The sequence below is a fragment of the uncultured Fretibacterium sp. genome, assembly GCF_963544685.1.
GTDB lineage: Bacteria > Synergistota > Synergistia > Synergistales > Aminobacteriaceae > CAJPSE01.
In genome coordinates, this window is the sequence record NZ_CAUUGJ010000021.1 from 1 (window position 1) to 26,315 (window position 26,315).

At 68.7% G+C, this 26,315-nt stretch carries 25 protein-coding genes; 9 read left to right on the plus strand and 16 right to left on the minus strand.

Features of this window, described 5'->3' with window-relative positions; translation table 11 throughout:
* Window positions 1-7 precede the first annotated feature (7 nt).
* From ABLA28_RS03485 to ABLA28_RS03545, 13 genes are all read right to left on the minus strand, one after another.
* The gene (locus tag ABLA28_RS03485; RefSeq protein WP_347712537.1) at window positions 8-172 is read right to left on the minus strand and encodes a site-specific integrase; all 165 of its coding nucleotides are present in this window, start codon (window positions 170-172) and stop codon (window positions 8-10) included.
* Between the two features lie 13 nt (window positions 173-185).
* Entirely contained in the window at window positions 186-1,484 is a 1,299-nt protein-coding gene (gene purB / locus ABLA28_RS03490) for an adenylosuccinate lyase (protein WP_347712538.1), read from the minus strand.
* An 81-nt stretch (window positions 1,485-1,565) separates the two neighbouring features.
* A complete protein-coding gene (locus ABLA28_RS03495) occupies window positions 1,566-2,132 on the minus strand; it encodes a DUF4416 family protein (RefSeq protein ID WP_347712539.1) in 567 nt (188 codons plus the stop codon).
* Entirely contained in the window at window positions 2,129-3,121 is a 993-nt protein-coding gene (locus ABLA28_RS03500) for a hypothetical protein (RefSeq protein WP_347712540.1), read from the minus strand. The genes ABLA28_RS03495 and ABLA28_RS03500 overlap by 4 nt, the downstream gene beginning before the upstream one ends.
* A complete protein-coding gene (ftsY, locus tag ABLA28_RS03505; protein ID WP_347712541.1) occupies window positions 3,118-4,053 on the minus strand; it encodes a signal recognition particle-docking protein FtsY in 936 nt (311 codons plus the stop codon). Before ftsY ends, ABLA28_RS03500 begins: the two co-directional genes overlap by 4 nt.
* A complete protein-coding gene (gene ricT, locus ABLA28_RS03510) occupies window positions 4,054-5,496 on the minus strand; it encodes a regulatory iron-sulfur-containing complex subunit RicT (protein ID WP_347712542.1) in 1,443 nt (480 codons plus the stop codon). It abuts the gene before it with no gap.
* Complete coding sequence (locus tag ABLA28_RS03515; protein WP_347712543.1) at window positions 5,468-6,220, minus strand: hypothetical protein; 753 nt, start codon at window positions 6,218-6,220, stop codon at window positions 5,468-5,470. Before ABLA28_RS03515 ends, ricT begins: the two co-directional genes overlap by 29 nt.
* Window positions 6,196-6,633 (minus strand): DUF327 domain-containing protein, encoded by a 438-nt coding sequence (locus tag ABLA28_RS03520; RefSeq protein WP_299301424.1) that lies wholly within the window; start codon window positions 6,631-6,633, stop codon window positions 6,196-6,198. The genes ABLA28_RS03515 and ABLA28_RS03520 overlap by 25 nt, the downstream gene beginning before the upstream one ends.
* Window positions 6,623-7,276 carry a dTMP kinase gene (tmk, locus tag ABLA28_RS03525; protein ID WP_299301427.1) on the minus strand — a complete coding sequence of 218 codons (654 nt, stop codon included), beginning with the start codon at window positions 7,274-7,276 and terminating at the stop codon, window positions 6,623-6,625. Before tmk ends, ABLA28_RS03520 begins: the two co-directional genes overlap by 11 nt.
* Complete coding sequence (locus ABLA28_RS03530; RefSeq protein WP_347712544.1) at window positions 7,273-9,081, minus strand: SpoIVB peptidase S55 domain-containing protein; 1,809 nt, start codon at window positions 9,079-9,081, stop codon at window positions 7,273-7,275. Before ABLA28_RS03530 ends, tmk begins: the two co-directional genes overlap by 4 nt.
* A 71-nt stretch (window positions 9,082-9,152) precedes the next feature.
* Window positions 9,153-10,263 (minus strand): peptide chain release factor 2 gene (gene prfB / locus ABLA28_RS03535; protein ID WP_299301432.1). Its coding sequence is split into 2 segments (ribosomal slippage): window positions 9,153-10,193 and window positions 10,195-10,263, totalling 1,110 coding nucleotides; the frame shifts between segments, so codons are not numbered across the junction.
* A gap of 378 nt (window positions 10,264-10,641) precedes the next feature.
* Window positions 10,642-11,724 (minus strand): transaldolase, encoded by a 1,083-nt coding sequence (tal, locus tag ABLA28_RS03540; protein ID WP_347712545.1) that lies wholly within the window; start codon window positions 11,722-11,724, stop codon window positions 10,642-10,644.
* 21 nt (window positions 11,725-11,745) lie between these two features.
* Window positions 11,746-12,102, minus strand: a complete 357-nt coding sequence (locus tag ABLA28_RS03545) for an MGMT family protein (RefSeq protein ID WP_347712546.1) — start codon at window positions 12,100-12,102, stop codon at window positions 11,746-11,748.
* A gap of 266 nt (window positions 12,103-12,368) precedes the next feature.
* Between ABLA28_RS03545 and ABLA28_RS03550 the strand changes: the two genes are divergently transcribed.
* From ABLA28_RS03550 to ruvX, 5 genes are all read left to right on the plus strand, one after another.
* Window positions 12,369-13,658, plus strand: coding sequence for a glycosyltransferase N-terminal domain-containing protein (locus tag ABLA28_RS03550; protein ID WP_347712547.1), 1,290 nt, complete (start codon window positions 12,369-12,371; stop codon window positions 13,656-13,658).
* A gap of 28 nt (window positions 13,659-13,686) precedes the next feature.
* The gene (locus ABLA28_RS03555; protein WP_347712548.1) at window positions 13,687-14,895 is read left to right on the plus strand and encodes a hypothetical protein; all 1,209 of its coding nucleotides are present in this window, start codon (window positions 13,687-13,689) and stop codon (window positions 14,893-14,895) included.
* 34 nt (window positions 14,896-14,929) lie between these two features.
* Window positions 14,930-15,412: an aminoacyl-tRNA deacylase gene (locus ABLA28_RS03560; protein ID WP_347712549.1), complete on the plus strand. Its 483-nt coding sequence runs from the start codon at window positions 14,930-14,932 to the stop codon at window positions 15,410-15,412.
* Window positions 15,413-15,544: 132 nt separating this feature from the next.
* Window positions 15,545-18,190: an alanine--tRNA ligase gene (alaS, locus tag ABLA28_RS03565; protein ID WP_347712550.1), complete on the plus strand. Its 2,646-nt coding sequence runs from the start codon at window positions 15,545-15,547 to the stop codon at window positions 18,188-18,190.
* Complete coding sequence (gene ruvX / locus ABLA28_RS03570; RefSeq protein ID WP_347712551.1) at window positions 18,187-18,639, plus strand: Holliday junction resolvase RuvX; 453 nt, start codon at window positions 18,187-18,189, stop codon at window positions 18,637-18,639. The genes alaS and ruvX overlap by 4 nt, the downstream gene beginning before the upstream one ends.
* 13 nt (window positions 18,640-18,652) lie before the next feature.
* Here ruvX and ABLA28_RS03575 read toward each other — a convergent pair whose 3' ends face one another.
* The 3 genes from ABLA28_RS03575 to radA all read right to left on the minus strand — a co-directional run bounded on the left by ABLA28_RS03575 (window position 18,653) and on the right by radA (window position 22,594).
* The gene (locus tag ABLA28_RS03575) at window positions 18,653-19,639 is read right to left on the minus strand and encodes an NAD(P)H-dependent glycerol-3-phosphate dehydrogenase (RefSeq protein ID WP_347712552.1); all 987 of its coding nucleotides are present in this window, start codon (window positions 19,637-19,639) and stop codon (window positions 18,653-18,655) included.
* A gap of 43 nt (window positions 19,640-19,682) precedes the next feature.
* On the minus strand, window positions 19,683-21,071 hold the full coding sequence (locus ABLA28_RS03580) for a nodulation protein NfeD (protein WP_347712553.1): 1,389 nt from the start codon (window positions 21,069-21,071) through the stop codon (window positions 19,683-19,685).
* Between the two features lie 167 nt (window positions 21,072-21,238).
* Window positions 21,239-22,594: a DNA repair protein RadA gene (gene radA / locus ABLA28_RS03585; protein WP_347712554.1), complete on the minus strand. Its 1,356-nt coding sequence runs from the start codon at window positions 22,592-22,594 to the stop codon at window positions 21,239-21,241.
* A gap of 208 nt (window positions 22,595-22,802) precedes the next feature.
* Here radA and ABLA28_RS03590 point away from each other — a divergent pair, with 208 nt between their 5' ends.
* The 4 genes from ABLA28_RS03590 to ABLA28_RS03605 all read left to right on the plus strand — a co-directional run.
* Window positions 22,803-23,726 (plus strand): DMT family transporter, encoded by a 924-nt coding sequence (locus ABLA28_RS03590; protein ID WP_347712555.1) that lies wholly within the window; start codon window positions 22,803-22,805, stop codon window positions 23,724-23,726.
* A gap of 299 nt (window positions 23,727-24,025) precedes the next feature.
* Window positions 24,026-24,898: a methylenetetrahydrofolate reductase [NAD(P)H] gene (gene metF / locus ABLA28_RS03595; RefSeq protein WP_347712556.1), complete on the plus strand. Its 873-nt coding sequence runs from the start codon at window positions 24,026-24,028 to the stop codon at window positions 24,896-24,898.
* Between the two features lie 8 nt (window positions 24,899-24,906).
* Entirely contained in the window at window positions 24,907-25,575 is a 669-nt protein-coding gene (locus ABLA28_RS03600) for a vitamin B12 dependent-methionine synthase activation domain-containing protein (protein WP_314717836.1), read from the plus strand.
* The coding region (locus ABLA28_RS03605) for a homocysteine S-methyltransferase family protein (protein ID WP_347712557.1) at window positions 25,565-26,315 on the plus strand (751 nt) is incomplete at its 3' end. The genes ABLA28_RS03600 and ABLA28_RS03605, both read left to right, overlap by 11 nt.

Consider the following 26,315-nt stretch of genomic DNA (forward strand, 5'->3'; position numbering starts at 1 on the left):
CACTCGACTAGTCGTCGGCAGCGTCAGATGTGTATAAGAGACAGTCGCAGAACTGGAGCCACTGGCGGAGGTCCGAGGCGTAGCTCTCCGCGGTGTGGGGGCTCCGGCCCCGTTCCGCCAGAAGGTAGAGGCGGAATTGGTCGATTCTGCCTCCAGCCGTGTGCCGGTCCAAGAGGGGCGCTCCGTCAGTCCTTCGCGAAGCGGTCGAAGATCGCGTCCACGTGCCGCAGGTAGAACCCGTTCTCGAAGAGGGCCTCGAGGCGCTCCGGCTCCACGAGCCCCTGGATGCGCCCGTCCCGCAGCAGCAGGTCCGGGAAACGCCCCTCGCCCCGGGCCGTGCGCATCGCGTTCTCCTGGACGACCGCATAGGCCGCCTCGCGCGAGAGGTTCAGCTCGTCCAGCAGGAAGGTCAGGACCCGCTGGCTGTAGACCAGGCCGCCCGTGAGGCCGATGTTCCCGCGGACCCGCGCCTCGTCCACGGTCAGGCCCCGCAGGATGTTCGTCATGTCGCGCAGCATGAAGTGGACGAGGTTAAAGGCGTCCGGCCACAGGACGCGCTCCGTCGAGGAGTGGCTGATGTCCCGCTCGTGCCAGAGGGCCACGTTCTCCATCCCCGTCTGGGCGCAGCCCCGCAGCAGGCGCGCCATGCCGCAGATGCGCTCGCACTTGATGGGGTTCCGCTTATGGGGCATCGCGCTCGAGCCCTTCTGTCCCCTGCCGAAGGGCTCGAAGGCCTCCCCAACCTCCGTGCGCTGGAGGTGCCGGACCTCGGTCGCCATCCGCTCCATCGCGCACCCCAGGAGGGCCAGCGCGTTCAGCACCTCGGCGTGCCGGTCCCGCTGGAGGATCTGGTTGGAGACCTCCGCGGGGGTCAGGCCCAGGATCGCGCAGACCCGGACCTCGAGCTCCGGGGGGCAGAGCGCGTAGGTCCCCACCGCACCCGATATCTTTCCGACCGCGATGTGCTGCTTCGCCAGCTCCAGACGCTCCAGGTCGCGCTTCAGCTCGGAATGCCAATTCAGGAACTTCAGGCCCAGGGTCGTCGGCTCCGCGTGGATTCCGTGCGTGCGCCCGATGCAGGGCAGATGCTTGTACCGCCGCGCCAGGTCCAGCACCGAGTCGTCCAGCTCCCGTGCCGCCGAAGCCGTCAGCTCCAGGGAGTCCCGAAGCATGACGGAGCTCGCCGTATCCAGCACGTCGCTGCTCGTCAGGCCCAGGTGCAGATACCGCCCGTTCTCTCCGACGTTCTCCGCCACCGCGCTCACGAAGGCGACGACGTCGTGCTGGACCTCGCTCTCGATCTCCCGGACCCGCTCCACGGAGAAACGGGCCCCGGCCAGGATATGCCGCAGGGCATCCTCCGGGATCCGGCCCAGCCCGCACCAGGCGCGGCAGACGGCCAGCTCCACGTCCAGCATGACGGAGAGGCGGTTCTCCTCGCTCCAAAGCCGGGCCATCTCCTTCGTCGTGTAGCGCTCGATCATTGGGAACCCTCCAATCGGGAAAAACTTACAGGAAAGTGCCGATTGAATCAGCGTTTCCTTAGAAACTTCATTCGGAGGCCTTCATTCGGGGCTCCTTCGGGCTCCCCCCTGCCCCCGGCGGAGGTGCGCCGTCTCCGCCAGCCAGAGACGGCGGGTCTCCGTCAGGAACGCGTCGTAGCACCCGCCCCGGAAGTCGGGGAACGTGTAATCGAAGCTCCGCCAGCCGCCGAACCGGAAGCGCAGCGTCACCTCGGCGTAGATGCCGTCCCGAAGCCATACGCGGTGCGCATGGTCCTTCGTGGAGGCCAGCACGAGTCGGGCGCCGTCGACGTATCCGGGATCGACGTTGACCGCGCGCGGGGTCCGGCTCCGGGCCTCCAGGGCACAGGCCGCGCGTTTCCAGTCCGCAAGCCCCCCGGCATCCGCAAGCCCCCGAAAACAGACGAAGCGCCGCATCAGACACGGCGCGATGTCCCGGTAGTAGTCCGTCAGCGTGAAGGGCACGGGCTCGCCGATGAGGTCCGGCTCCCCCCAGAGGCGCTTCGCCTCGTCCAGGACCCAGGCGAAGCGCTCCGCCTCCGAGTCGGGGTAGAGCACCCCGGCGATGCGCTTCACCAGGGGCCCCGCGCCCCGAACCGGATCGCTCACGGCGTCCGTCCCCGCGTCCTCTCGCCGGCCCTCCGCGCCGCAGGCTGCCCCTCGCCCGAGGAGCCGCTTCCCTCCCCCGGTTCGTCGAGCACCCGCCCCGGGGCCAAAAGCCCCATCGTCTGCGGCCCGATGGCCTTCAGCACCTCGTCCTCCCGCTTGGGAGGCGAACGGCGCGCACGGGGCTTTTTGCGGGGAATCGGGGGCGCGTCCGGCTCCCCTCCGTCCGACGCCGCCGGCCCCTCCACGCAGAGCCAGCCCAAAAAACGCCCCTCCCACTCGCAGGGCCAGGCCTGGCCCGCGAACCCCTCGGGAAGGGCGTCCTCCTCGCGGCGCCACGTCCGCCCCTCCTTCTCGATGGAGGCGACCCAGGCCCGGCCGAGCCCGGCCCACCACGAGATATCCTGAGCCTCCATCAGATCCCCGGTGCAGTCCTCCAGGATGAAGATGTCCGGCTCCAGCCGGCGGAAGGCGAGGAAGCACGGAGGATCCCGCCCCTCGAGGTCGACGATGAACTCGTCCTTCTCGGGCAGATCCGCGACGCTCAGGCGCTCCAGGTCGGTCCCGAACATCAGGGCGGCGGTTCGGTTGATCCGCATCCGGCCCCTCGCGCAGAGGGCGAAGGGCAGCGGGGCCTCCCACCACTCGGGGAACTTCGGCTCCCACGGCGCGGCCGCCTCCGCAAGGGGAAGGACTCGGGCCCCGCGGCGCTCGACGAGGAGAGCCTGAGCCCCCTCGCCCTCCTCCCCGGGACCGACGGGGCGGATCAGCCCCTCGTCGGCCAGGCGCGGCAGGTCCCGGACGAGCGCCTCGGACTGTCCTCGCTCGATCAGGGCGACAAGCTGATCCTTGTGGAACACGAACGCCTGTTCGGAGCCGTCGGGCCACAGGGCCCCGTAGTCGAGAAGCAGGCGGTAGAGGGTGCGCAGCAGCACCAGGAGCGTCGAGCCCGGCGACAGGGAGAGCAGGAGCTCCTCCGGGGAGTCGTTCATCGGGGGTTCCCGCCTTCCATCAGTGCGGCGGCGAACTCCCGGGGATCGAAGGGACTGAGGTCGTCCGTCCCCTCGCCCAGGCCGATGTAGCGCACCGGGACCTTGAGCTTGCGGGCGATGGAGAGGACCACCCCGCCCTTGGCCGTGTTGTCGTACTTGGTCAGGATGACAGCGGAGAGGGGCAGCATCGCGTTGAAGGTCTCGGCCTGTGCCACAGAGTTCTGGCCCAGCACGGAGTCCAGGACGAGGACGGTCCGAAGCCGCTCGCTCCCCGCCTCCCGCTCGAGGACGCGGTGAATCTTGCGGAGCTCCTCCATGAGGTTGTGTTTTGCGTGCAGGCGCCCCGCCGTGTCCACGATCAGGACGTCAGCCTCCGAGGACCGGGCGGCCTGCCAGGCGTCGAAGGCCACGGCCGCCGGGTCGCTGCCCTGACTCTGGGCGACGACCCGCACCCCGGCGCGCTCGCCCCAGACCTGGAGCTGCTCGATGGCCGCGGCCCGGAAGGTGTCCGCCGCCGCCATGACAACGCGCTTTCCCCGCTTCAGGAACTGTGCGGCGAGCTTGCCCGCCGAGGTCGTCTTTCCGCTCCCGTTGATGCCGACCATCAGGAGGACCAGGGGGACGCCGCCCTCACCGGGCTCGAAGGGCTGCCCCATCCCGGGGACGGAGAGCAGCTCCTCGGAGATCAGCGATACAAAGACGTCCTTCAGGGCCTCCGGTGAGGAGATCCCTCGTTGTTTCGCCTCCCGCCTGAGGGCGGAGGTCAGCTCCTCCGAGAGCTCCGCGCCGACGTCCCCCGCGATCAGACGCTCCTCGAGCTCCTCCCAGAAAGCATCGTCGAAGGAGGCCCCCGAGAAGAGCGAGGCGATCCCCCCGCTCCAGCGTTCCTTGACCCCCCTGAGGCTATCCTTCAAGCGCGCGAAAAATGCCATTCATGCCTCCCCTTTCCCCGTATCCCCGCCGCCATCCTGACGCTCGCGGGGACGCCGATCCGGCCGGCGGCGCCGCCTCGGGCGGCCCGACTCCTCCCCGCGGGGCTCATCGCCGCCCGGCGGCGGCTCGTTCCCCGTCCCCGGCCTGTCCTGACGTTCCGGCCGGCGGCGAGGGGGCCGATTAGGCCTGGTCCCCTTCTCCTCCGCCCCCTCGACCGCCGGGGACGCCGACGGGCCCTGGGCCGGAGCGTCGCCACGGGCGGCCCCTCCGCTCTTGCGCCGCCGCCGCTTCTTCGGCGCGGCGCCCTGCTCTCCGTTCCCGGGGGCCTCCCGCTCCGCGGACTCGGGCAGGTCGGGCACGGGACGGCCGGGCTCCCGCCCCGCCATGCTCGCCAGATGTTCGTCCAGGGATACCTTCTCCGGCTTGCCCCGGCGGTCCATCGGACGGGGGGCCGCCGGACGGGTCTCCGTCCTCCCGGCTCCGGTATCCTTCCTGGTCCCCGCCCCCCGCCTCTGTGCTCCGGAAGCGAACCGTTGGGCCGCAGCCGAAGCCGCAGCCTCGCCCCCCCAGTCCTGCCCCTGCAGGACGGCCTCCCTGAAGTCCGGGAACTCCGCGATGGAGACCGGGACGAGGTGCCCGTTGGGGAATCGCACCCGGACGGACTCCGAGGCGAGGTCCACGCTGTCGAGGACGTAGGTCCCATTCTCCGTCCTGATCTTGGCCCCCGGGCTGGGCAGGGACTTCCATAGCGCGCTGTAGAGGGGGTGCTCATAGGCCATGCAGCACATCAGGCGCCCGCAGATGCCGGATATCTTCGTCGGGTTCAGGGCCAGGTTCTGCTCCTTGACCATGCGGATGCAGATGGGCGTGAACCGGTGCAGCCAATAGCTGCAGCAGCAGGGCCTGCCGCAGGGCCCGATGCCGCTCACGACGCGGGCCTCGTCCCGGACGCCGATCTGCCGCATCTCGATGCGGGTCCGGAACTCCCTGGCGAGGTCGCGGACGTAGCCGCGGAAGTCGACGCGCTGCTCCGAGGTGAAGTAGAAGAAGAGCTTCTTGCGGTCCAGAAGGAACTCGACGTCCACCAGTTTCATCTGGAGCCCGTGGGAGACCAGGATCTCCCGGCTGCGCAGCAGGACCGAATCCTCGTCGCCCCGGCACCGGTAATACTCCTCGATCCGATCGGCATCCGCGTTCCCTACGTACTCGACCTCCTGCAGCATGGGCTCCGGGCCGCGGGTGTGCTCCCCGCTGCCGTCCTCGATGCAGGACGCGCGGTACTTCGCCTCCTGTTCCTGGGAGAGGGGGCCTCCCAGAAGCCCCATCTCCAGGCCCCTGACCGTTCGGATAAGGATCCATCGGGTCTCCGACGCGGCGTCATCGGGAACCTCGGCCAGGCCAAGGTAACGCAGCTTACCGAAAGTCGCCAAATAAATGCTCAAAAGGAAGTTCCTCCCTGAGTGCCAAAGTCAAAAGATCGCAGAGCGCCGGGACGGAGAGCTTCCCCGCCTCGGCAATCACCCTGAGCCGGTCGATCCGCGCGGCGCGCTCCACGTCCCCCGATCGGAACGCGTGGGCCGCCCACGACGCCAGGTCCGCGGCGATCCCCGCCGCATCCTTCGCCCCCTCCACCCAGCTCAGCCACGCCGCCCCGTCCCGGGGCGGAGGCACGGCCGGGACCTCCATCGGACCGGCCAGCACCGTGAAACGGGCCCGGCTGCGCAGCGTGGGCAGCAGGGCGCTCCCCTCCAGAAGGAAGAGGATGCAGGCATGGGACGGGGGTTCCTCGGCCAGCTTCAGCAGGCTGTTCGCCGCGGGCAGGAGCAGCCGGTCGGCCGCCATCACGACGCCAAGGCGCCGCACGGCGAGAACCGGCTTGAGGGCCAGGTCCTGAATCAGCGACCGGCAGACCTCGATATTGGGTGCCTTCCCGGCCTCCCCCGCGACGAGCAGGTCCGGATGCCCCTCCCCGCCCGGCCCTCCGTCGGGCCTGCCGGAGAGATAAAGCCCGGCCAGGGCCTCCAGGAGCGCTCCATGCCACGCGGCCGGCGCGGAGACCGCCCGGCAGTGCGGCACGTCCCCCGCCTCGAACTCCCTCACCAGGGCACGCCAGGACGGAAGCCCCGAGAAGGGGGCGGGCGTCACAGGAGAAGCGACACCAGGCATCCCTTGATCTCCTCCAGCAGAGCTATCGCCCGGCTCCGGTCCCCCTCCCTGCGGAAGGCGTCCTCGAGCTCCTCCATGGCGGACTCGGCCCGTTCCAGGGTGACGAACATCGTGCGGTCGGTCTTGCGCCAGCGAAGGTCGCGCCTGAGGCTGAAGCCCTTCATGGCCCGCCGGAGCAGTTCCGTCAGGATCGACCGGTACTCCGATATCAGGCGCTCGGCCGGAAAGACTGAGAGCCTGGCCGCAACGGCGTCGAGTCGGTCCAGGAGCGCGCGGACCTCCGTCTCCTCCATGGCCAGGGCGAAGGACGGCCCGGCGGAGACCGTCCCCGGCACCGCAGGATGGCGTCCGCCGCCCCCGGCGCCGTACTCCACCCTGCCCTTCGTCCCCTCCCCGCTCCTCTTAACCCGCACGGAGCCGTTCCTCCAAGGGGTTCAGAAGGGCCGATTCGATCCGGGCCCCGACCTCGTCCTCCGTGCCGGCGGCATCCACGGCGACGATCCGCTCCGGGCTGCGCCGGGCCAGCTCCCGGTACCCCTCGGCGACGCGCGCCATGAACGCGCTCCCCGCGGACTCGATACGGTCGGCGCCGCCCCGGCCTCCCAGACGGCGCTCCGCCGTCCCGGCGTCGATATCCAGAAGCACCGTCAGGTCGGGCGCGAGAAAGCCGCAGGACGCGATCAGCGAGGCGACGAACGCCTCGGACAGGCCTCGGCCCCAGACCTGATAGGCCAGGGTGGAGTCCGAGTAGCGCTCGCACAGGACGATCCGCCCCTCGGAGAGCGCGGGCAGCACGACGGAGGCCAGGTGCCCGCTGCGGTCCGCCAGGAAGAGCAGCAGCTCCGTGCGGTCGTCCGGGACGTCCCCGGCCAGGATCAGGGAGCGCAGCGCTCCGCCGCCCCAGCCCCCGGGCTCGAACGTGCGCAGCACCCCGCGCCCCGTCCGCGCCTCGAGCCAGTCGGCCAGGCGGGCGGCCTGCGTGCTCTTTCCGCAGCCGTCAAGCCCCTCTATCGTGATAAAGAGCCCGCGCGTGACGCAGAGCCCGCGGCCCCTCATTGTTCCCCCTCGTCCTCCCCCTTCACCGTAATCAGGCGCTTCATCATCCCGTCGACGAAGTAGTCCGAGCGCGATATCCTCAGGGTCCCCTCCCGGATCCTCCGGGCCTTCGTCTCGCTCAGGAACTCCCGTTCCTCGGGCAGCAGGTCGGAGGAACCACCGCGGCGGTCATCGCTGCGGGGGCCATCCTTGGCGGCCTTGATGACGTTGGGGTCGCAGAGCAGCTCCAGGACCAGCTCGTTGTTGGCGTCCATGGCCCCGACCTCCGTCAGCATCCGGTCCAGGCTGTCGATGGACTTCCAGCCGCCCTCCAGCGCCAGCTGGGGCAGGGAGTTGATCCCGCCGCCGCGGACCAGGAGCTCGCACGTCCCGGACGCCTCCTTCGGCACGGTGAGGGTGAAGCTCTTGTGCACGGGCCGTTTGCGCCAGGGGCGCAGCGTCACCCCGACGTTCAGGGTGTCGCCGGGCTGCGCGTCGGAGGAGACGTTCACGTCCTCGATGAACAGGACCCTGGGCTCCTCCGTGGCCTCGACCTCGAGGCGGAACCCGATGGGCATCCCATCCGCGAAAGGCTGGAGCAGGAAGAGATCCCATATCCTCGCGGCCTCGCGGAGCGCCGCCGCGGAGACGTCGTCCTCGGAGAAGAATACATTCTTCCGGGCCCATCCCCTGTCCACCCCCCGGCCGTCGATGCGCAGGTTCACGGTCATGGTGCCCTGCCCCCTGCGCCGCCAGATGTCGTCCATCAGGCCGGAGAAAACCCCCTGCAGCAGGCGTCCCCCCAAAAAGGCGTCCGGGACGACGCGGAAGTTCCGGACCGTCCGCAGCCCTCCCTGATCGGCGTCCGTGAAGGCCAGGGCGGCGGAGACCGATGGGGTGAAGAAATCCGTCCTGCCGCCGATGCCCGCGGCCCGGTCCTGAGTCACCGTGCCGACGAGCGAGACGGGGCTCGCGAGCTTGAACGGAAAGGCCTGGCTGGGGATCGTCTCGTGGATGCGGGCCCGGGCCGCGGGAAAGTTCACGGCCCCGCGCTCCAGGAAGGGATGCCCGAAGGCCAGGAAACGCCCGTCCCTGGCGGTCGCCGTGACGGTGCCCGTCGCGCCGACCTCGACGTCCCCCCAGACCAGGAGGGCCGCCACGGCCTCCCCGGGCGAGAGCCTGCCCGGCACGACCTCCAGGGCCTTCGAGGCGCCGGCGGGAGTGGGCTCCACGGCGACGCCCAGGACGTGGGCCAGGCGCTCCGCGGACCTCCCATCGAGCCCCGCCACCGAGAGCGGCGCGACGGAGCCCGACCCGCGCGGCGAGGGCCCCCTGCCCAATGGATGCGCGGGCCTGTCGGGACGGGAGAAGACCGCGCACATGTCCTCGATGGGCGTGACCAGCGCCAGATTGTGGTCGCTGAAGCTCCATCCGCTCCCCACGGCCCCGGCCAGCCTGCCCCCGATGTAGACCGGGGACCCGCTCATACCCTGGGCCACGCCCCCCACCCGATTGTTCGCCGACGGCAGGAGGCGGACCAGGATGGAACGGCTCACCTCCCCCTTCTGGGGGACGACGTCCACGACCTCCAGGGGCAGGCGCTCCGGGCGCGTCCCCCTGAGGACCGTGAGCAGATAGCCCCTCATCCCGGCCCTCAGCGCTCCCGCGGAGACGATCGGCTGCTCGGGGACGAAGGGGACGAGGGGCTTGGGGATTTCAACGGGCGCGGTCCGTGGGGCCTCCCCAAATGCCGGGCTCCAGGCCCACGAGCAGGCACAGGCGCAGAGCAGGACGGCGGCAAGGCGCCGTATCGAAAGACCATTCAAGCGACAACAACTCCATCCCAATTCAGATAAACGAACGACGGGGATCGCCGGCCGTGCCGGCCCCCGAACGGCTACGCGTCCCTTTCGCCCCGCGCGTGCCAGCGCAGGTAGCCCATGATGAAATCGTTCAGGTCCCCGTCCAGGACGGCCTGGACGTTGCCCTTCTCGACCCCGGTGCGGTGGTCCTTGGCCAGGGTATAGGGATGCAGCACGTAGGAACGGATCTGGCTGCCCCACGTGCTCTCCTTCTTGTCCCCGACCACGGAGGCCAGCTCGTCCTGACGCTCCTGCAGCGCCAGCTCGTAGAGCTTGCTCCTCAGCACGTGCATCGCCACCTGGCGGTTCATGTGCTGGGACCGCTCGTTCTGGCAGCTGACCACGATCCCCGTCGGAATATGGGTGATGCGGACGGCGGAGTCCGTCCGGTTGACGTACTGCCCGCCCGCGCCGCTGGCCCGGAAGGTATCCACCCGCAGGTCCTCGGGGCGCACCTCCACGTCCACGTCGTCGGGGAACTCCGGCGACACCCCCACCGACGCGAAGCTGGTGTGCCGCCGATGCGCGGAGTCGAACGGCGAGATGCGCACCAGGCGGTGCACGCCCTTCTCCGCCTTCAGAAAGCCGTAGGCGTGGTCGCCCTCCACCATCACCGTGGCGCTCTTGATCCCCGCCTCCTCGTCGGACGCGGCCTCCAGCACCGTGGCCTTCAATCCCTCGCGCTCCGCGTAGCGCAGGTACATCCTGAGCAGCATCTCCGCCCAGTCCTGGGAGTCCAGCCCTCCGGACCCGGCGTGCACCGTCAGGATAGCGTTGGACGTATCGTAGTCCTCGTCCAGCAGGATCAGGAGCTTGTGTCGCTCCAGCGCCCGACGCAGCTCCTCCGCGCGCCGCTCGAACTCCCCCTGGAGCTCGGCGTCGTCGCCCTCCCGCAGCATCTCCTCCAGGACCTCCAGGTCATCCAGCTCGGACGCGACCTTCTCCCACTCCGAGAGACGCCCGTTGACCGACGAGAGCTCCTTCAGGACGTCCTGGTTCCCCTCGCGGGACCAGAAGTCCGGGGCCGAGGTCGCCCGCTCCAGCTCATTCGCCCGTCCTCTCAGCGCAGGCAGGTCAAAGGCTGTCCTGCAGTTCCCGCTTCAGGGCCCGCAGTTCCTCCAATACCGACACGTTCGCGACAATCATATCCATTCCTCCAAAGCTGGGGCGGACCTCCGCCCGTTTAGGGATGCAAACATAATAACTCAACATCCCGTCCTGTCCAATCCCGCAGGACGGGGGATTCGACCTCGCGGCAAAAGCCCCGGACCGGAGCTTATTCCAATTCCAAATCGTTTGTAGGCAAGGCGGCTTTTGCGAACCGTAGCGATGGCGTACAAAGAAGTACGTCGGACCGAAGGTTTGCGAAGCAGCCAAGGTGAGCCTTTACTCTTCACTTGCGTCGACAACGCGGTAACGGTACCGCGTGTCGACGTAAGCGACTGACACGCCATTCAAGACCTGTCGGTCTTGAAGAGGCGGTCATCTGCTTAAACGAAGCATACGAACGATTTGGAATTGGAATCAGGGTCTCATCTTCTCCTCGATGGCCAGGAGAAGCGACCGGAACGAGGACTCGAAGGCCGAGAGCCCCTCCGAGAGCAGCGTGGAACAGACCGCGTCGAGGTCGATCCCCAGCTCCGCGAGCCGTTTTGCCAATGTCCCATCCGGGGCGGCGTCGAGCGTCCGCTCCGCGCGGCCGTGGTCCAGGAACGCGGTCAGGGTCTTGGGCGGAACGGTGTTCACCGTATCCGGACCGATCAGCGTCTCCAGATACAGCACGTCCGAGTACGCGGGGTTCTTCGTCCCCGTGCTGGCCCAGAGCGGGCGCTGGACCCGGGCCCCCCGGGCCGGGCCGGCCAGGGCATCCCACCTCGGCCCGGAGAAGATGCCGCGGAAGCGCCGGTACGTCGCCCGGATGCCTTCGATGGCCGTCCTGCCCAGAAGCGCCGTCTCTCCCCTGGCCGCCAGGAGCTTGTCCACCGCCGTGTCCACGCGGCTGACGAAGACCGACGCGACGGACGCGACCGCCAGGGGCAGGCGCTGAAGGGCCCGGGCCTCCAGGCCCCGGATGTATCCCTCCGCAACCGACGCGTACTGCGCCTCGGAGAAGATCAGCGTGGAATTGACGTTGACTCCCGCAGCGATGCAGTCCTCGAGCGCCTCGACCCCCTCGGGGGTCGCCGGGATCTTGATCATGACGTTCGGGCGGTCCAGGGCGGCGAAGAGGCGCTTCGCCTCCGAGACGGTGCTTTCCCGGTCGGACGCCAGCAGAGGGTTGACCTCCAGGCTGACGTAGCCGTCCAGCCCCCGGGTACGTTCATGGACGGGCCTGAGTATATCGGCCGCCGATCCGACCTCGCGCAGCGTCAGGACCTCGTAGATCTCCGCCGCCTCCCTGCCCTCGCGGGCCATCGCCGCGATCTCGCCGTCGTAGTCCTTCGTGTTCGCGATGGCCTGCTCGAAGATCGAGGGATTCGTCGTCACCCCGACGACGCCCTGCTCGATCCAGCGCTCCAGTCCTCCCGAGAGGATGAGGTCCCGGCTGATCGTGTCCAGCCAGACGCTCTGTCCCAACTCCGCCGCCTCGTGCAATACGGTCCTCATGGCGGTCACCGCCTCCTGTTCTCATTCCGGTTCTTTCTCGCGACTCCTCTTCCGGCCCGTCCCCGAAAGCTCGGCGGCCCCGCCGCGGTCCCAGTGAAAGCGCCCCATATCCGCCCGCCCGTCGGACGTGAAGAGGACCCCCTCGCGCTCGAGAAGGCGCCTCTGCCCGCCGGGCCCGAAGGCCTCCGTCACCGATCCGTCCGAGCGGACGACCCGATGGCAGGGCAGGCCCAGCTCCCGCGGCACGGAGGCCATCGCGCACCCCACCGCACGGGCCGCACGGGGAGAGCCGCACCACGCGGCGACCTGCCCGTAGGAGGCGATCCGCCCCCGCGGAATCCGGGCGACGAGCGCGTAGACCTTCTCCGTGAACGTCATCGGGAACCTCCAGTATAATGGAAACGGACGCTTTGCGCTTCCATTATACATTTTCACGAGAGGAAAGGACGCGGGGAAGGGGCCGCCGTCCCTTCGGGCTGCCCGTTCGTGCGATAATACGTGCGGGCACGCAGGTCTCCGGACAGTCCTCGTACTCCGGCTTTCGTACGGGGAGGGAGTCCGCCGGAGCAGCCGGCTTTCCTCGTTTTTTCGTCTGCTTCGCACGTTTCGTGTGCCCTTTCTTATTTGTGACGGAGGTGTGCGCCGTGGAGGAATCGAAGCGGGAGACTTGGGCGTGGCGGACCGGAATGTCCGCCTACCGTCTGGGGATCAACGCCTTTTTTGCGGCCGGCGGCCTGCGGTGGCTGCGCCGGAAGTACGACGTCGGACTGGACGAGCGGATGGGACGCTTCGAGGGCGTCCCTCAGGGGGGCGTGTGGGTCCACGCCGTTTCGGTCGGCGAGGTGCAGTCCGCCAGTCCCCTGATCCGGGCGATGAAGCGCGACGCGCCCTCATCCGGTGAGCCCCCTTTGCCCTGTCTGCTCTCCACCGTCACGCGGACGGGCCGGGAGATGGCCGTTCAGCTGATCGGCGGTGCGGCGGACAGGATGGTCTACAGTCCCTGGGACGTCCCCAGGTTCGTTCGTTCGGCCCTCGACGCCGCACGCCCCAAAGCCTACGTCGCGATGGAGACGGAGCGCTGGCCCGAGATGCTCTCCGAGCTGAAGGCACGGGGCGTCCCCGCGTTCCTGGCAAACGGCAGGCTCTCGGAGAAGAGCTTCCGGAAGCTCAGGAGGCAGGCCCCGTTCTGGCGCGGCGTCCTCTCCTGCTTCGAGCGCATCCTCGTGCGCTTCGACGAGGACCGCGAGCACTTCCTGGCCCTGGGCGTCCCCGCGGAGAGGATCGTCGTGACGGGCGACTGCAAGGTGGATGCCCTGATGAGCCGGAGGTCCGAGGCCGACGCGTCCCGCTGGACGCACCTGCGGCGGGGGGACGCGCCCCTGTTCGTGGCCGGCAGTACGCACAAGGGCGAGGACGACATCGTGATCGCCGCCTTCCGCAGGCTCCGGAGCAGCCATCCCGGCGCCCGTCTGGTGATCGTGCCGCGCCACCCCGAGCGAGCCCTGTTCGCCGTCGCCGCGGCACTGCCCTATCCGGAGCTCCGCGCGGACCTGCTATCCCGGCTCCCCGACGACTGGGACGTCGCCGTGGCCGACCGCATCGGACTGCTCTTCGACCTCTACGCAGCGGCCGACGCGGCGTTCGTCGGGGGCAGCCTCGTGCACAAGGGCGGCCAGAACCCTTTGGAGCCCGCGCTGCTGGAGGTTCCCACGGCACACGGACCGGACATGGCCGACTTTCCGGACACGGAGCGCATGGACCGCATGGGGGCCGCGCGGTGCGTCGGGAGCGCCCACGAGCTCGCCGCCGTCTGGGAACGCGCCTTGGCTCCGGCCGAGAGGGAGCGCGTCCGCAGGGCCTGCCGGGAGTTCTTCGAGACGCTCGGGGGCGCGGCGGAGCGGACGTGGTCCGTGATTAAACCCTACGTAAAGTGATCCCACAGTTTTGGAGGCACAGCGATTCATGAGGACAGACACGTTGTTCGGCGCTCCCCTGATCGAGACGTTCCGCGCGTCGCTGGACGAGCGCTCGCGCGCCGCCCTGGCCGCGGCGGCCCGGCGTATCGTCGAGGTCAAGGAGCGGGGGGGCAGGGTGATGGTCGTCACCGGGAGCGGCCCCAACATCCACGAGGGGGTCACGACCCTCATTGCGGAGCTGATCCGCGTCGGGCTGGTCGATGCCGTCTCCACGAGCTCCGCCGTCGTCTCCCACGAGATGGGCGGCGCGCTCGACCGGGTGTGGCGCGTGGACGCCGCGGCCCTCGGGATGGACCTGGAGAAGATGCCGCGGGGCGACCTGTTCGAGTTCACGCGGATGGGGGACGCGGAGTGGGCGGCCCTGAGGCGGGAGATGCCCCTGGACGACGAGCTCCTGGAGCGGGGATTGAGGCTTCCCGTGCAGGGCGAGATCGTCAAGGCGGCCGGGAATATGGCCTATCCGATGGGGCTGAGGGGCGAGCGCCTGGCGGGCGAGATCCTGACCCTGGCCCAGCTTTACGGCCTTCCCTTCGAGGCCGTGGCCGGCTGGGGCTGCGACCCCCGCACCATGCTGGGCGCGGCGGACGCGCGCGGCGTCCCCGTGCTGGTGACGATCCCGCAGCTCGTCGGCGGGGGCGCCATCGGGATGGCCATCGGCGACAGCATCCCCGTCTCCGCGCGCTCCATGCGCCTGGCCCGGATGCTCGCGGACTGCGACGTCATCATCGAGTCCGCCGTCGCCCTGACGCAGGAGATCCACGACGGCCCCTTCGAGTGCTATACGGGCCACGGCATCTGGGCCTCCTGGGCCCGGCAGTTCACCTACAGCCTCCGGGACAAGACGCTGGTGCGCATCGATCTGGACGAAAACCTCAGGCGCGCCGTCGAGCTGAACGACACCGTCCAGAACGCCATCGACAAGGGGCTGCCCAAGACGAAGGTGGCGCGCATCCCCTTCCGCATGGAGATGTCCGCCTTCGCCCGCCACGAGGGCAGTGTCCCGGTCATCGGCGACATCGGCAGGGTCTGGCCCGTCCTGGCCCACGACGTGGCGGCGGCCCTGGGCGTGGAGCTGGAGTTCCTCTCCGCCTCCCAGGACACGCCGGAGGGCGCGGCGATGCGCACGTGGATCGTCGATGCCGTCCGGCCGCTCGACCGGGACCGGATGCTGGAACGCGCCCGGTCGTGGCGCTGACCCCCGTGCCGGAGAGAGAAAAAGGAGGCCCGCCATGAGCAGGGGCGGCGACAGGACCAACGCGATGCGCATTCTGGACGCCAGGGGCGCGGCCTACGAGGCCCTCTCCTTCCCCGCCTCCGAGGCCGTGAGCGCGCTCGAGGCAGCGCACCTGCTCGGACTGGAGCCCGAGGGGCTCTTCAAGACCCTCGTCACGGTCGGCAGGACGCGGAACCACTACGTCTTCGTCGTGCCCGCGACGGGCGCTCTGGACCTGAGGAAGGCCGCCCGGGCCGTCGGGGAGAAGTCCGTCGAGATGGTGCACTCCAGGGAGCTCCTGCCGCTGACGGGCTACGTGCACGGCGGATGCTCCCCCGTCGGGATGAGGAAGGCCTTCCCCACCGTCATCGACGCCTCCGCGGAGCGGCTCGGCACGATCGTCGTCAGTGCGGGCCGAATCGGCCACCAGCTCAGGATACCCCTGGAGGAGCTGCGCAAGGCCCTGGAGTTCACCCTGGCGGACCTGATTTCGGTATAATATCTGGGCATATAGGAGAGGGGTGTCTCCGGACGGTCGGGCGGCCGTCCGGAGGGTTTATTTTGATTTTTCGTGTCCGCCCGGCTTACCGGCCGAGGGCGGCCGTCTTTCGAAGGGGAGAGGATCCAGAAGATGCAGTACCGAAGCGGGCAAGAGATACGTGAAGCTTTCATCAGGTTCTGGCAGGAGAAGGGCAGCCACCACTACCCCAGCTTCCCGCTCCTGCCCGACGATCCCTCCCTGCTCTTCACCATCGCGGGCATGGTGCCCTTCAAGGCTTATTACCTCGGCATCCGCACCCCGGAGCATCCCCACGCCGTGACCTGCCAGAAGTGCGTGCGCACCAACGACATCGAGAACGTCGGCCGCACCGCCCGCCACCACACATTCTTCGAGATGCTGGGCAACTTCGCCTGGGGCGCCTACTTCAAGAAGGAGGCCATCACCTGGGCCTGGGAGTTCCTGACGGAACGCATCGGCCTCGACCCCAACCGCCTCTACGCCAGCATCTACGAGGAGGACGAGGAGGCCCGAAGCGTCTGGAACGGGGACGTGGGGCTCTCCGAGGACCGAATCCTCCGCTTCGGACAGAAGGACAACTACTGGTTCATGGGCGACACCGGGCCCTGCGGCCCCTGCTCGGAGATCTACTACGACCGCGGGGAGCGCTACGGCTGCGGCTCCCCGACCTGCGGAGTGGGCTGCGACTGCGACCGCTACATGGAGATCTGGAACCTGGTCTTCACGCAGTTCGACCTCCAGAAGGACGGTTCGCTCCTTCCCCTGCCCCACAGGAACATCGACACGGGCATGGGGCTGGAGCGCCTGACCTCCATCGTCCAGGACGTCGATACGGACTACGAGACGAACCTCTTCATGCCCCTGATCAACCACACCTGCAGGAAGGCGGGGATCCACTACGGCGACGGGGGACGGTCCGACATGGCCGTGCGCGTCATCGCGGACCACGTCCGGTCCGTGGCCTTCATGCTGGCCGACGGCGTGCTTCCCGCCAACGACGGGCCGGGCTACGTGCTGCGCCGCCTGCTGCGCCGGGCCGTGCGTTACGGACGGCTCCTGGGGTTCGAGGGCACGTTCCTCCGCGAGTACATGCCCATCCTGCTCGGGATCATGAGCGACCCCTATCGCGAACTGCTCGATCAGCGCCTCACCATCGAGCGGATCATCGAGGTGGAGGAGGACCGCTTTCAAAAGACCCTCCAGCAGGGGACGGAGCTCCTCGAGGCAGAGGCCGGCCGTCTGAAGTCCGAGGGAAGGAAGCAGATCCCCGGGGACGTCGTCTTCACCCTCTACGACACCTACGGCTTTCCCCCCGAGCTGACGCTGGAGATGGCGGAGGAGGAGGGGCTCACCGTCGACCACGAGGGCTTCGGCCGGGCCATGGAGGAACAGAGGGCCCGCGCCCGCGCGTCCAGCAAACAGAAACGGAGTTCCCTGGCCGGCGACGTCTACACGGAGGTCGAGAACGAGAAGGGCGGGACGGCCTTCGTCGGTTACGAGGTCTGCGCCGGCACCGGACGGGTGCTCGCACTGCTGACCGGAGAGGGGCGTGTCGACCACGTGGCGGGCCCCGCGGAGTTCGAGGTCGTCCTCGACAGCACCCCGTTTTACGCGGAGCGCGGCGGCGAGGTGGGGGACACGGGCAGGATGCTCTCGGGCGGCTCCGTCCTGGAGGTGCTGGACACCGTGCCGCATGCCGGGCTGATCGTCCACAGGGTGCGGATGGACCAGGGGACGTTGTCGGTCGGGGACGAGGTCGGTACGGAGGTGGACGACGCGCGCCGCGGGGCGATCCGCCGCAACCATACGGCCACGCACCTGCTGCACGAGGCCCTGGGCCGCGTGCTGGGCGGCCACGTCCGCCAGGCGGGGTCCCTGGTGACGGACCGCATCCTGCGCTTCGACTTCACGCACCACGAGCCCATGACCGAGGAGCAGATCGCCGAGGTGGAACGGCTGGTCAACGGGCAGGTCCTGGCGAACGTGCCGCTCACCATCCAGGAGTGCGGGCGCGAGCAGGCGCGGGAGCTGGGCGCCAAGGCCCTGTTCGACGAGAAGTACGGCGAGGTCGTGCGCGTGGTCTCCGTCCCCGGCTTCTCGGTCGAGCTCTGCGGCGGGCTCCACGTCAAGGCCACGGGCGACATCGGCTGCTTCAAGATCCTGCGGGAGGAGAGCGTCGGCTCGGGCACGCGGCGCATCATCGCGACGACGGGCATGAACGTCCTGGACATCCTTCAGCACCTCTTCGGGTTGCGCACGCACCTCACGGCGCTCCTGGCCACCGACGAGGAGGGGCTTGCGGTCAAGGCCCAGGGGCTGGTCGACGAGCTGCACCGTCTGCAGCGCCGCTTGCAGGAGGCCCAGCTCCGCGACCTGACGAAGAACATCGAGAGTTTCTTCGACCGGCGGGACATCGATGGGGTCCTGCTCCAGACGGGCAAGTTCTCGAGCGTCGCGCCGGACATGTTGCGCGAGATCGGGGACCGGGCCAAGGAAAAGGCCGGACAGCCGACCGTGGTGGTTCTGGTCGACGTCGGCGAGGACGAGAGCTGCAAGATCGTCGTCATGGCCGACGACGACGCCGTCCGGCGCGGCGCTCACGCCGGCAACCTGGTGAAGGAGGCGTCCGCGCTTCTCGGAGGCCGAGGCGGCGGCAGGCCCAACACTGCCCAGGGCGGAGGACGGGACACCGCGAAGCTGGCCGAGGCGCTGGCCCAGGTCGAGGCCCTGCTTCGGACCCAGCTCAAGCCGCAATGAATGGGCCCGGGGACGAAACCCTCCCGAAAGGGCGCGTTCTGGCCCTCGATGTCGGCTCCGTCCGCATCGGCGCGGCCGTGACGGATCCCCTGCGCGTCATCGCGCAGGGGATCGCCGTATGGCCGGTCAACGACGGCAGGGAGGGGTGGCGCAAGAAGTTCGAGGCGTGCCTCGCGGAGTACGATCCCGTCCTGATCCTCATCGGAATGCCGATCCGGACGAGCGGGAACGCAGGCCCCGAGGGGGAGCGCATCGCCGCACTCGTCGCCAGCCTCCGGGAGTCCTACCCGGACCGGACCTTCGAGACGTGGGACGAGCGGTACACCACGGTCATCGCCCAGCGGGCGCTGCTGGAGGGCGACGTCTCGCGCAGGGAACGCAGGGGCAAGGTGGACAAGGTGGCCGCGGCGCTGATCCTGCAGAGCTGGCTGGAGCGCCGGAGACCGTGACTCCGTTTTCGGCTCACTCCGGTTTGGGGTCCCGGAAGAGCAGCCTGTTGATCACGTCCTGAAGGACCGCCCCCTCGTAGAGGATCGCGTGGACCCCCTCGGAGATGGGCAGCTCGATGCCCGCCCTTCGGGCGTAGGCCACCAGGGCCCTCGTCGTATGGGCCCCCTCGACCACCTGCCCGATCTCCGCCGCCGCCGCCTCGGGCGAGGCCCCGCGCCCGATCGCGGCCCCAAAGCGGAAGTTGCGGGAGTGCTGACTGTAGCAGGTCGCCATCAGGTCCCCCACCCCGGCGAGCCCCGCCAGGGTCAGGGGAGAGGCGCCCATGGCCGTCCCCAGCCGCATGATCTCGGCAAGGCCGCGCGTGGCCAGCGCAGCCTTGGCGTTGTCCCCCGCGGAGAGCGAGTGGGCGATGCCGACGGCGATGGCGATGATGTTCTTGACCGCCCCTCCCAGCTCCGCCCCCGTCACGTCCCCGCTCGTATAGACGCGGAACCGGGGGGAGTTCAGCTCCGCCTGCCAGCCCAGGGCCTCCGACGGATCGGCGGAGGCCACGATGACCGCCGTGGGCAGCTCTCGGACGACCTCCTCGGCATGGCTCGGGCCGGAGAGCGCGCTGTACGGCCGGCCCGGCAGCACCTCCTCGAAGATCGCACGGGGCGTGAGCCCCGTGGCGATCTCAATCCCCTTGGCCAGGCTCAGGAAGCTGTGCCCCTCCGTGGAGAGGGGGGCCAGCCTTTCCAGAAAGCCCCTCAGACTCTGGGTCGGAAGGGCCAGAACTGTGCGGTCCGCGGACCCGAGGGCCTCCTCCAGGTCCGACGTGGCCCTCAGGGAATCGACCAGAGGGCAGTCCTTCAGGTAGCGTGGGTTGCGGCGGTGTTCGTTGATATAACGGGCCTGGTCGTCGGTACGGCACCAGAGGACGACCCCGTGCCCCTTTCGGGCAGCGTGGTTCGCCACGGCCGTACCGAAACTGCCGGCCCCCAAAACGGCAAGACTCATGGGACGGACGCTCCTTCCCTTCTGCAAATCGACTTTCTGCGAATCAACTTTTCTGCGAATCGGTCTCCCTGCGAATCAGCAGGGTAATGCCCTCGAGGGCAAGGACGGTCCCGACCTCCCCGACCGCCATGGAATCGGCCTTCGTTCGGGCGCGCCAGAGTTCCCCGCGGCATCGGACCATCCCCCCCGAGGAGGAGAGGGGCTCGACGACCGTCGCGTCCAGCCCGATCAGCCCCTGCCGCCCCGTGGAAACCTTCCTCCGGAGGCTGCGGGCGATCAGGAACGCGAACAGCGCAAAGCAGGCCCCCAGGGCGGCCGTCATCCCGACGATCAGGGAGGCGGAGACGCGCAGCAGCTCGCCGCCCGGGGCGCGGAACAGGAAGACACCTCCGGCGGCGATCACCGCAACTCCGAGCAGGCTCAGGATCCCCATCCCCCCCACCAGGAGGTCGAGCCCCATGACAATGACGCCCGCCCCGATCAGGGCCATCCCGGCCCAGTTGAAGGGCAGCATCCTCAGGCCGATCCCACCGAGCAGCAACATGACGGCCCCCGTCGTCCCCAGGGCGAAGCCGCCGGGGGTGACGATCTCGTAGAAGAGCGCCAACAGCCCTCCCATCAGGAGGAAGTAGGCGATATCGGGGCTCGACAGGAACTGAATCAGCCTTTCCTGCCAGGTCATCTCCACGAGATCGACCGCCGCGTCGGGCTCCGCCTCAATGCGGACCGGGCCCGAGTCGATGGTCACGGTTCGCCCCGCGGCGGCCTCGAGCAGGGTCCTCAGGTCGTCCGCCACGAGGTCGATGGCCCCCTCCGCCAAGGCCTCATGGGCCGTCAGGGACAGGCTGTCCTCGATCATCCGCTGCGCGGCGCTCTGATTCCTCCCGCGCAGCTGGGTAAGGGAGCGCATCCGGGCTCCGAGGTCGTTCACGACCTTTTTCTTCATGTCGTCGTCCGGCAGGTCCCTGCCCGACGCGACGACGGGATGGGCCGCCCCGACGTTCGTGCCCGAGGCCATGGCCGCCACATGAGCCGCCTGCATGATGAACGCCCCCGCCGAAGCCGCCCGCCCGCCGGGCGGAACCCACACGGCGACCGGGACGCGGGACGCTAGGATCGTCTGGACGATGCCGTGCGTCGCCCCCAGCAGGCCCCCCGGCGTATCCAGCTCGAACACCACGAGGCCCGCCCGCTCCTCCTCCGCCCGGCGGACCACCCGCTCGACGAACTGCTCCATCTGCACGCCCACCGACCCCGACAAGGGGGCCAGGACGACCCTGCCCGCCGCCAGCCCCGAACCGGCCAGGCAGCACAGGAGGGCCAGGGCCAGCACGGAAGCCCACACGAAACGAAACGGCGACGCCGACACCGGGCCCCTCCCCCCCGGCCCCTTCTCCTCCGGAACGCGGCAAAACGGCCTTGAAGTTCTCATGGACAGCCTCCTGACCTCGGTTCTTTATCGATCATCCGATCATCCCGAAAATCAAATTACATGGGGCTGTGCCCCATACCCCCGCGCCGCCATACGAAACAGCGGCGGCCCCGGCAAATTTCCTCCCCCAAACAGGCAAGCTGGGGTACCACCGGGGGCTTCCTGAATCAGATCGACGTTTCCTTTTCCCTTACGGAGAACCCCAGGGCCAGAGCCTCGTCCAGGTGCGAGACCGGGACGATCTCCAGCCCTCCCGCACGCTCGGCACGCTCGCGCGAGCTGACGACGGCGCAGGAGAACCCCAGCCGTGCGGCCTCCCGAAGCCGGACCCCCAGGCGCGTCACGGGGCGCACCTCCCCCGCCAGCCCCACCTCGCCCAGCCAGCAGGACCCCGTCCGGAGCGGCGCGTCCCTCAGGGCCGAGGCCAGGGCGGCGCAGGCCGCCAGGTCCGCCGAGGGGTCCTGGATGGAAAGCCCGCCGGCCACGTTCATGTAGAGGTCGTGCCCGCTGCAGGGCAGCCCGCAGCGCTTCTCCACGACGGCCGTCAGAAGCTGGAAGCGGTTCAGCTCGATGCCACGCGCCGTGCGCCGCGGATAGGGAAACACCGTGGGGCCCGCCAGGGTCTGGAGCTCGGCGGCCAGGGGGGTCGTCCCCTCCAGCGCGATGGTCATGGCGACGCCGGAGACCGCCGTATCCGAGCGGTTCCAATAGAGTCCGCTCTTGTCCTCTATGGCCGTCAGGCCGTCCTCCCGCATCTCGAAGACGCCCAGCTCGTCCGTGCTGCCGTAGCGGTTCTTGGCCGCGCGCAGCATCCGGTAGGACGAGTACCCCTCCCCGGAGAAGATCAGCACCGTGTCCACCATGTGCTCCAGCAGCATGGGCCCCGCCAGCCGGCCGTCCTTGGTGATGTGCCCCACGAGCACCGCCGGCACGCGGTCCGCCCGGGCGGCGTCCACCAGCCTCTGGGCGACGGCCCGCACCTGATTGGGCGTCCCGGGCCACCCCGCCTCCCCCTCGGCCCTCATGGCCTGGACGCTGTCCAGCACGACGAAGGAGGCGTCCTTCATATTCCGAAGCGCTCCCTCCAGCTCGTTGCCGCAGCAGAGCAACAGCCGATCCGAGGCCACTCCGAGCCGGGCGGCGCGGAGGGCCACCTGAGCCTCGGATTCCTCGCCCGAGATATAGAGCACGGAGGCCCCGGACTCCGCGACCCGCCCCGCGGCCTGGAGCAGCAGCGTCGACTTGCCGATGCCCGGCTGGCCGCCGAGCAGGACGACTCCCCCGGGGACCAGTCCGCCGCCCAGCACCCGGTCCAGCTCCCCGATACCCGTCGAGAGGCGCTGCGGAGGACGGACGTCGACGGCGCTCACCACCCGTGCAGCGGCGCCCCTCGGCCGAGCGGCGGGCCCCGCCTCGGCATCCAGGGTCCCCCACGCCCCGCAGGACGGGCAGCGCCCCGTCCGCGTGGTCGTCATATGGCCGCAGTCGGCGCACACGTAACGAACCGGTTCGTCCCTTCTCACGAAAAATACCTCCAACCAACGCCCCCATATAAAGCCCCATCGGCGGAACGAAGCCGAGGGGGACAAATCATAAGGAAATTTCTGTTCTCCAAGGCTCATTATACCTCCCCTCTTTCGGCGTGAGGATGGGATATAATTGGGAAAGATTCTCTTGCACCCCGCCGGCAGGGCGCTATCCTTACGACAAAGTTCGGGGGGGTTCCACAAAGTGAACAAGAATACTCTGGGCGTCCTCTGCGCCGCATCCACGGGCCTCCTGTGGGCCTTGAGCAGCCCGGCCTCGAAACTCCTGGGGGAGAGCGGCGCGGACATGCTTACCGTGGTCTTCTTCCGCTGTCTCCTCACCCCGCTGCCGCTGGGGATCTGGATCCGCCTCTGCGCCCCCTCTCACTTCCGCGTGGGACGAAGGGACCTGGCCGTCCTGTTCCTGATCTCGCCCCTGGCGCCCCTGTGCTCCTACCTGGGTTTTATGCTTTCGGTCGTCTACCTTCCCGTCGCCACAGCGCTGGTCATCCACTACACCACCCCCATCGCCACGGCCATGGGGTCCTCGCTGATGACGGGCGAGAAACCCAGCGTCTACGACCTGTGCGGCGCCTTCATCGTCACGATCGGCGTCGCATGCTCCGTGATGCGCCCCGACTGGACCCTGGACGGCGCGCTCTCCATCCCCGGGATGATCTGGGGCGCGCTGGGCGTCCTCGGCATCGCCTTCCAGACCCTGTGGGGCCGGGCCTCGGTGACGAAGGGGGGCCCCACGGGGATCGGGATCTTCTTCTATACGCACATCTTCGGAGCCGTGTGGATAGTGCCCATCAAAACCCTGACCTCGGGCTGGGCCGATGTCCCGGCGCTGACGGGGACGCAGGTTTCCCTGATCGCCGTCACCATAATCTTCGCCTCCCTCTTGGGGTACAGCACGTTCTACGCCGCGCTCCGCCATATTCCCGCCCCAACGGTCTCGCTCCTGACGTCCGGGGAGATCCCCGCCGCGGTCGTCATGACCTCCCTGGCAACCGATTCCTGGCCGACCTTTCCCGCGGTCGTCGGCTGCGTCCTCATCCTCTTCGCCATCGCTTTGTCCTCGTGGGGGGCGAGGAGAAAGGCGCCGCCTGAGGCCGACGCACGCTAGGCGGCGTGCCCCTGAACGGGCCCGATCCATCGACCGCGTGCCCTTGGGACGCCCCACGCAGTCGTCCCTTGTCAAAACCCCGCGTCCATGGTAGAATCCCCTCCACAATCGAATACCGTTTATCAAGAGCATGGGGAGAGAGTCAGCTCGAAGATCCTGCGCCAACCTGTCCAGACTTTCCCGGTCAAGGTGGTCCCGCTGACAGCGATAAGTGGAGGATCGCCGCTTTATGCGATAGACCGCCTTGTTCGCAGGGCGGTTTTTTTCATCGATTTTTTCGGAAGGGACGAACGACCATCATGAAGGACTTTTTCCGGCTGCCGGCTCCCAGCTACACGTTCGAGATTTTCCCCCCCAAGGGTTCGACCGACCTGGCGGGGACCTACGCCACGGTGGATGCCCTGGCCAGCCTGACCCCCGACCTGATCAGCGTCACCTACGGCGCGGGCGGAACCAGCCGAGACAACACGCTGGACATCGCCTCGACCATCCAGAACCGGTACGACATCTGCGGGCTGGCCCATCTGACCTGCGTCGGGAGCACGAAGGAGAACATCGCCGGCATTCTGGACGAGCTTCAGGCGAACCACGTCGGCAACATCCTGGCCTTGAGGGGCGACCTGAAGGAGCCCTCCGAGCTCGGGGAGTTCCGGCACGCCTCGGATCTGATCGCCTTCATCCGGAAACGCAGGGGTTTCCGCATCTTCGCCGCCTGCTACCCGGAGAAGCACCTGGAGGCTCCAAGCCTCGAGGAGGACCTGAGCCGCCTGAAGGAGAAGTCGGACCTGGGCGTGGACGCCCTGATCAGTCAGCTCTTTTTCGACAACGACGTTTTTTGCCGCTTCCGGGACCGGGCCCGCGCCCTCGGCGTGACGGTCCCCATTATCGCGGGCATCATGCCGATCACGTCGGCCGCGCAGATCGACAAGATGGTCACGATGTGCGGCGCGACGGTGCCGGACCGCGTCCGTCGCTTCGTCGACGCCTACGGGCACAACAGCCGGGCGATCAGGGAAGCGGGCATCGCCTACGCGACGGAGCAGATCGTTGACCTCCTGGCCCGGGGCGTCGACGGAATCCACCTTTACACCATGAACCAGGCGGACGTCATCCGGCACATCGACGAGAACATCCGTGGGATACTTTACTCCATGAGGGTGAAAAAGGACTGACCGCGGCGATGCAGGCGACCCCGACCATGGTGGACGACGCCCTGCGCTTCATGGGCGTCCCCAAAGAGGCCCGGAGCGGCGAAATGGCCGAGAGGGCCTACCGGACCTTCGAGCTGCTGGAGGGTTTCATCAGGCCCCGTCGCGTCTGGGGGCGTTTTTCCGTCCTGGCCGACGATCGGGGCATCCGGCTGGACGAGGCGGTTCGGATCGAGAGCGGGAGCCTGGCGCGGCTGATGGCCCATTCCCGGGAGTGCTGGGTCATGGCCGTGACCCTGGGGCCCGAGGTGGACCGCAGGATCCTGCTGGCTCAGAAACAGGACATGCTGGACGGGATGGCCCTGGACGCCTGTGCCTCGGTGCGCGCCGACGCCCTCTGCGACGAGGTCGAGGGGGAGATCTTTCGGGAGCTCCGCGAGGGGGAACACCCGACGATGCGATTCAGCCCCGGCTACGGCGACGCACCCCTGACCGCATCCGCGGACCTCATCGCGCTCCTGGACGCGACGCGGCGCATCGGCCTGGCCATGACGCGCTCGTACATGATGACCCCGATAAAATCCGTCACCGCGCTTATCGGGATCTCGGACCGGAACGAGGACCGCACCCGGGACTGCTCCCGCTGTTCGGCCGGGCCGGACTGTCCGTATCGAAAGAGAGGGGAAAGCTGTGGAGGATAGAAGGAGAAAGAGGCTTGGACAGGACGTCCTGTTCTTCGACGGGGGCATGGGGACGATGCTTCAGGCGCGCGGGCTCCGGCTTCGGGAGCTGCCCGAGGTCCTGAACCTCACCCATCCGGACCTGATCGGCTCCATCCACAGGGACTACCTGGAGGCCGGGGCCGATTTCGTCACGACCAATACGTTTGGGGCCAACCGCTGGAAGCTGGAGGGCTCCGGACACACCGTCGCGGAGGCGGTATCCGCCGCCGTGCGGGTCGCCCGTTCCGCAGCGGACTCTTTCGGGGCCCGGGTGGCCCTGGACATCGGGCCCAGCGGCAAGGTGTTGGCTCCCCTGGGGGATGCCGCGTTCGAGGACATCTACGAGGCGGTCGCCGAACAGGTCAGGGCCGGCGCCGAGGGCTGTGACGCCGTGCTTCTGGAGACCTTCACCGACCTCTACGAGCTCAAGGCGTCGCTCCTGGCCGTGAAGGACCACTGCACCCTGCCCGTGTTCGCGACCATGAGCTTCGAGGAGGGAGGGCGCACCTTCTTCGGCGCGGGGATCGATTCCATGGTGATGACGCTCGAGGGGCTGGGAGTCGCGGCCCTCGGGGTCAACTGCTCGCTCGGGCCCGTGCAGCTGGAGCCCATCGTCGAGGCGATCTGCGCCCGCTCCCACATTCCCGTGATGGTCCAGCCTAACGCGGGCCTGCCGGTGATGCGGGGCGGCGTCTCCTCCTACGACGTGACGCCCGACC

Bases quoted from the DNA above. Each gene is read 5' to 3' on its own strand.
- ABLA28_RS03500 (WP_347712540.1), bottom strand. From the start codon at position 3,121: ATGAACGACTCCCCGGAGGAGCTCCTGCTCTCCCTGTCGCCGGGCTCG.
- metF (WP_347712556.1), top strand. From the start codon at position 24,026: ATGAAGGACTTTTTCCGGCTGCCGGCTCCCAGCTACACGTTCGAGATT.
- purB (WP_347712538.1), bottom strand. From the start codon at position 1,484: ATGATCGAGCGCTACACGACGAAGGAGATGGCCCGGCTTTGGAGCGAG.
- ABLA28_RS03575 (WP_347712552.1), bottom strand. From the start codon at position 19,639: ATGAGTCTTGCCGTTTTGGGGGCCGGCAGTTTCGGTACGGCCGTGGCG.
- ABLA28_RS03515 (WP_347712543.1), bottom strand. From the start codon at position 6,220: ATGCCTGGTGTCGCTTCTCCTGTGACGCCCGCCCCCTTCTCGGGGCTT.
- ABLA28_RS03600 (WP_314717836.1), top strand. From the start codon at position 24,907: ATGCAGGCGACCCCGACCATGGTGGACGACGCCCTGCGCTTCATGGGC.
- tmk (WP_299301427.1), bottom strand. From the start codon at position 7,276: ATGAGGGGCCGCGGGCTCTGCGTCACGCGCGGGCTCTTTATCACGATA.
- ABLA28_RS03555 (WP_347712548.1), top strand. From the start codon at position 13,687: ATGAGGACAGACACGTTGTTCGGCGCTCCCCTGATCGAGACGTTCCGC.
- ABLA28_RS03560 (WP_347712549.1), top strand. From the start codon at position 14,930: ATGAGCAGGGGCGGCGACAGGACCAACGCGATGCGCATTCTGGACGCC.
- alaS (WP_347712550.1), top strand. From the start codon at position 15,545: ATGCAGTACCGAAGCGGGCAAGAGATACGTGAAGCTTTCATCAGGTTC.
- tal (WP_347712545.1), bottom strand. From the start codon at position 11,724: ATGAGGACCGTATTGCACGAGGCGGCGGAGTTGGGACAGAGCGTCTGG.
- ABLA28_RS03545 (WP_347712546.1), bottom strand. From the start codon at position 12,102: ATGACGTTCACGGAGAAGGTCTACGCGCTCGTCGCCCGGATTCCGCGG.
- ftsY (WP_347712541.1), bottom strand. From the start codon at position 4,053: ATGGCATTTTTCGCGCGCTTGAAGGATAGCCTCAGGGGGGTCAAGGAA.
- ruvX (WP_347712551.1), top strand. From the start codon at position 18,187: ATGAATGGGCCCGGGGACGAAACCCTCCCGAAAGGGCGCGTTCTGGCC.
- ABLA28_RS03580 (WP_347712553.1), bottom strand. From the start codon at position 21,071: ATGAGAACTTCAAGGCCGTTTTGCCGCGTTCCGGAGGAGAAGGGGCCG.